The sequence below is a fragment of the Actinomycetes bacterium genome, from assembly GCA_022599915.1.
In the GTDB taxonomy this organism is placed as follows: domain Bacteria; phylum Actinomycetota; class Actinomycetes; order S36-B12.
Map to the genome: position 1 here is coordinate 1 of JAHZLH010000047.1, position 4,571 is coordinate 4,571.

The window sequence follows — 4,571 nt, forward strand, 5'->3', positions numbered from 1 at the left end:
GGTAGCCAGCGTGGCGATGATGTCATCGGCTTCATAGCCCGGCATGCGCACGCTGGTAATGGCGAGCGAGTCGAGGACGTCGGTAATCAAGTCCAGCTGCGGCGAAAATTCCGGTGGTGATGCCGACCGGGTCGCCTTGTACTCCGGATAGCGTTCCGAGCGGAAGGTCTCTCGGGAGACGTCGAAGGCCACCGCGACATGGGTGGGCTGCTCATCGCGCAGCGTATTGATCAGCATGGCCGTGAAACCGTAGACCGCGTTAGTGGGCTGACCGGTGGTAGTGGCAAAATTCTCAACAGGTAGCGCGTAGAAGGCGCGATAAGCCAATGAATGGCCATCCAACAGCAGCAAGCGAGGGGATTCAGACATCAACCTGAGCCTATGCACCACCGCCGACAACGTTGCCAGCGGGCTGCACTAGCGCACTGGCTGGCCGTAACAGCTAAACCAGATAGGGTGCTGCCGGAGGCAAAGCATGGGCATGGATTCGGATTTCGATGGCGCCGCTTTCATCGCTGGCGTGAACCAGAACCTGGGAGAACTGGCCACCACGATGGGGGTCACTCTGACTGAAGCTAGCCCGGAACGACTGGTCGCCACCATGCCAGTTCCGGGTAACCGGCAGCCCTACGGGTTGCTGCATGGCGGAGCCAACGCAGTTCTGGCGGAAACCATCGGATCCATACACTGCGCTCTGCTGGCACCCGACGGAACTTTTCCGGTGGGCATCGAAATATCGTGTAGCCATCACCGGTCAGCCCGTGATGGCACTGTCACAGCTGTCTGCGAACCGATCAGCTCCGGCAAGACGCTGGCGACCATGTCGATCACCATTACCGACGACAACGGGCAGTTGTGCTGCACGGCACGATTGACTTGTCTGTTCCGGCCAGCCAACTGAATGTCAGGTGTCAGCCAGTTCAGTGATGATCATCTTGGTTGACTCATTCCTGCGCGTCTGAGCGATCGCAGCATCCAGTGATGACCAGCCGCTGAGACCTCTGTTTTTCCGACGCGCACGGCAATGGAGCTCACATGCCGTGGCTGGCACCGGCTCCGCAAATACCGGCCAGCACCTCGTGCTACTCAGCTGAGGAGGCTGAATCCAACGCTTGGGCCGCGGCCACCAAGTTGAGTGGTTCTTCGACTACTTCGCTGGTGGGTTCCCGATTCCGGTCACGATCCCACAGCAACTGCGCAGCCGCCCAGATCGCCGCCAATCGTTCCCCAGCAACCTGCAACTGATCACCCGCAAGTCTGGCGGTGGCGTCACCGCAGGTGTAGCCATCCCGATCCTGCTCAACGATCAACGGCGGCCGATTCAGACCGGCTAGATCGGCCATCAGGTAGTTGGGTCGCTGTTCTTCCGGGGCTCGCCACAGGTCCAGCGCCCCCGATACCCCGGTCAACACCATCGCGACCGGAAGATCAGCAGCGACTGCACCCTGAATGTCGGTATCCAGCCGGTCCCCGACCACCAGCGGAGTTGCGCCGCCCGCTTGTGCCGCAGCGAGTTGCAGGATCGCGGGATACGGTTTGCCCGCCACCTGCGGTGAACGGCCGGTGGCCTCGGCAACTGCCGCCACCAACATGCCATTCCCAGGGGCGATACCGCCTTCAATGGGGATAGTACGGTCAATATTCGTAGCGATCCAAGGCACTCCCGCGGCAACCGCGAATGAGGCCCGCGCCAGCGCCCCCCAGCCCACCTGTCGACCAAAGCCCTGCACGACTGCGGCCACCTCGAGGCGTTCTGAGCCAGGATCATCATTGCTGGCAGAGACCGGTTGCAATCCCACTTCAATCAGGGCAGCCGTTACCCCGGGTCCACCGACAGCCAGCACCGGCGAGCCCGCCGGCACCTGTTCGGCAGCCAGCCGAGCACCGGCTTGGGCCGAGGTAATTACCTGTGCCGCAGTAGCGGGAAGTCCCAGTTCGCTCAAGTGGTCGGCTACTTGCTGTGGCGTGCGTGACGCGTTGTTTGTGACGTAGCGGATGCTGCGGCCGGAGGCAGCAGCATCCGCTACGGTCTCAGCCGCGTGCGGAACCGCATGCTGACCGACATAGACCACCCCGTCCAAATCAAGGAGCAACGAGTCGTATCGCTGCAAGATTGTGTGTTCATCAGCCACCCCGTGATCGTGGCATGAATCTGGCCTAGACACAGAAACTGACACAGGTCGCTGACACAGTCGGCTCTGGTGATAGCTCAACTTGTGCTGAGAGTTCGCTGACTCACTGCCAACGACGCAGTCGCATTGATCCGAGCCAGCCTGCACTCTCGCAACGACCGCGGCTGGCTACTCCGCTCGATCTTCCGCCGACGGATTGTTGGGATCAGCAGGAGTGACCGCTGAGTCGCTTTCTGTTGGACGTTCAGTGGACGAGCTGTCGGCTAGTTGTTCAGTCTGGGCTGCAGCTGCGGCAGCTACTGCGCTGTCCGACGCTTGCGGCCCACCTGCTGCATCTGACTCTGCCGCAGCCTCCGGGTCTACTCCGGCTTCTTGCTCCGGCTCGGCAGTGTCAACGAAGACGGCATCTTCCAAGGCAGCCAGCCGATCGGGATCGATGGTGGAGCCATCGGGATCGGCTTGTTCCGCTCGCTGCCACCACGCCGCAGCTTCCTCCGGCCGGCCAGCCGCCGCCAGTAGTTCGGCGTAGGCCATTCGGATGCGCGCCAGCCACGGCGCCGGTTTGGCACTGCGCAGTAACTTGCCGTCCAATACCGCCAGTGCGGCGTCGAAATCACCCATGTCCTGCCGCGCACCGGCCAGCACGATGAGCGCCTCCACCCGATCGGCAATCGGCAGCGAGTCGAGATCACTGGATCGCAACAAGTCGACCGCCCGCTCCGGCCGACCGAGCCCACGTTCACAGTCAGCGATCATGGCTAGCCAGGAATCATCTCCAGTCATCCGCCGCACGGTGGTGGCCTCACGCTTAGCCACTTGATAGTCCTCATTGAGGTAGGCCGTGACCGCCAAGGTTTCGCGCACACAGGCGACTCGGGAAGCCAGTTGCTGCGCGTGTTTCGCATGCTTGAGCGCGAGCGCTGGGTCGGTATCCACCAACCGGGCGGCCATGAACAGTTGGCCGCCCACCGACTCCGCCAGTCCGGTCGGTAGCGATCGCAGATCGCGGCGAATAGTACGGTCCAGCGAGGCGTAGTCAAAGTCCTCGTCTACCGGAGGGGCTGGAGTCCGTGGTTGCGAGTCTCGGTCACGAGATCGGCCGCCCCGATCTGAGTCATACCGCCTGCCCGAATCCCGACCAGAGCCGCGCCGATCATCCCGACCAGGGCCGTACCGCTTGCCTGAACCGCCACGAGAATCCGAGTCATACCGCTTGCCCGAACCGCCACGAGAATCCGAGTCATACCGCTTGCCCGAACCACTACGAGAATCCGAGTCATACCGCTTGCCCGAACCACTACGGTCATCCCGACTGGAGCCCCGCCGATCATCCCGACCAGGACCGTACCGCTTACCTGAACCACCGCGAGAATCCGAGTCATACCGCTTGCTCGAACCGCCACGGTCATCCCGACTAGAGCCCCGCCGATCATCCCGACCAGACCCATACCGTTTACCTGAACCACCGCGAGAATCCCGATCCGAACCCCGCCGGTCATCCCGACCAGGACCGTACCTTTTACCTGAACCACCGCGAGAATCCGAGTCATACCGCTTGCTCGAACCGCTACGGTCATCCCGACTAGAGTCCCGCCGATCATCCCGACCAGACCCATACCGTTTACCTGGACCACCACTATCGCCGGTCGAGTCCCCCGACGACTTGTCGTCCTCGTCCTGCTGTCCGTGCATTTGGTCCTGCTTCCTAGTCGCGGCAACGCTGGCTGCGAGTTGTCCTAATGATTCCGTTGGAAAATTGCCCCAATTACGAGAGGGGGGACTGACATTGCAGTCCCCCCTCTCGGAAGTATGTTCGGCGGTACCTACTCTCCCACGCAGTCTCCCGCGCAGTACCATCGGCGCAGAAGGGCTTAGCTTCCGGGTTCGGAATGTAACCGGGCGTTTCCCCTTCGCTATGGCCGCCGAAACTCTATGGAGATATCAATCGGGTTCCCGACCGTATCTCGGGAACCGCACAGTGGACGCGTGCGTAGTCTTCTAAAAGAAGTGTGAGGTCAAGTCCTCGGCCTATTAGTACCGGTCAGCTCCATGCATTGCTGCACTTCCACCTCCGGCCTATCAACCCAGTCATCTACTGGGGGCCTTACCAGATAAATCTGTGGGAGTCCTTATCTTGAAACAGGCTTCCCGCTTAGATGCTTTCAGCGGTTATCCCTCCCGAACGTAGCCAACCAGCCGTGCTCCTGGCGGAACAACTGGCACACCAGAGGTTCGTCCGTCCCGGTCCTCTCGTACTAGGGACAGCCTTTCTCAAGACTCCTGCGCGCGCGGCGGATAGGGACCGAACTGTCTCACGACGTTCTAAACCCAGCTCGCGTACCGCTTTAATGGGCGAACAGCCCAACCCTTGGGACCGACTCCAGCCCCAGGATGCGACGAGCCGACATCGAGGTGCCAAACCATGCCGTCGATATGGAC

General features: G+C 61.5%; 5 protein-coding genes and 2 rRNA genes. 1 reads left to right on the forward strand and 6 read right to left on the reverse strand.

The features are described 5' to 3' along the window. The coding region (locus tag K0U62_07580) for a DNA polymerase I (protein ID MCH9801374.1) at nt 1-369 on the reverse strand (369 nt) is incomplete at its 3' end. 112 nt (nt 370-481) lie between these two features. Between K0U62_07580 and K0U62_07585 the strand changes: the two genes are divergently transcribed. Continuing rightward, entirely contained in the window at nt 482-901 is a 420-nt protein-coding gene (locus K0U62_07585) for a PaaI family thioesterase (GenBank protein ID MCH9801375.1), read from the forward strand. A gap of 181 nt (nt 902-1,082) precedes the next feature. Here K0U62_07585 and K0U62_07590 read toward each other — a convergent pair whose 3' ends face one another. The 5 genes from K0U62_07590 to K0U62_07610 all read right to left on the reverse strand — a co-directional run. Next, nucleotides 1,083-2,132: an HAD-IIA family hydrolase gene (locus K0U62_07590; protein ID MCH9801376.1), complete on the reverse strand. Its 1,050-nt coding sequence runs from the start codon at nt 2,130-2,132 to the stop codon at nt 1,083-1,085. Between the two features lie 168 nt (nt 2,133-2,300). Next, on the reverse strand, nt 2,301-3,101 hold the full coding sequence (locus K0U62_07595) for a Replicase polyprotein 1ab (GenBank protein ID MCH9801377.1): 801 nt from the start codon (nt 3,099-3,101) through the stop codon (nt 2,301-2,303). Between the two features lie 80 nt (nt 3,102-3,181). Further along, nucleotides 3,182-3,709, reverse strand: coding sequence for a hypothetical protein (locus tag K0U62_07600; GenBank protein ID MCH9801378.1), 528 nt, complete (start codon nt 3,707-3,709; stop codon nt 3,182-3,184). 234 nt (nt 3,710-3,943) lie between these two features. Further along, nucleotides 3,944-4,059 (reverse strand): 5S ribosomal RNA (gene rrf / locus K0U62_07605). 84 nt (nt 4,060-4,143) lie between these two features. Further along, nucleotides 4,144-4,571, reverse strand: a 23S ribosomal RNA gene (locus tag K0U62_07610); the annotation flags it as partial.

Coding starts and splice junctions, on each gene's coding strand:
- K0U62_07600 (MCH9801378.1), bottom strand. CDS start 3,709: ATGACCGTAGCGGTTCGAGCAAGCGGTATGACTCGGATTCTCGCGGTG.
- K0U62_07585 (MCH9801375.1), top strand. CDS start 482: ATGGATTCGGATTTCGATGGCGCCGCTTTCATCGCTGGCGTGAACCAG.